1 protein-coding gene is annotated in these 220 nt (G+C 22.3%); it reads left to right on the top strand.

Annotated features, from left to right (window positions below; genetic code table 11):
- On the top strand, nt 1-220 hold a 220-nt coding region (locus AYC60_RS08865; protein WP_197416923.1), incomplete at both ends, for a hypothetical protein.

Raw genomic sequence — 220 nt, 5'->3', positions numbered from 1 at the left:
AATATTAAAAGTATAGAAGATGGTGAAAGTTATAAAACATCAATAAAAGTTTTAGCTGGAATTTGTGAAGTTGATTCTTTAGATAAAATAAATATAATGAATTTAGCAGGTGCTAAAATTGAAGAATTTGTAGAATTGAATGATGTAGTTAAAAAAGAAACATTATTTTTTGATGATAAAAGTGTAGATGAAGAAGACAAAAAGAAATTAATAGAAGTAA

The sequence above is a fragment of the Streptobacillus felis genome (assembly GCF_001559775.1).
Taxonomy (GTDB): domain Bacteria; phylum Fusobacteriota; class Fusobacteriia; order Fusobacteriales; family Leptotrichiaceae; genus Streptobacillus; species Streptobacillus felis.
This window is presented reverse-complemented; position numbering and strand designations above follow the sequence as displayed.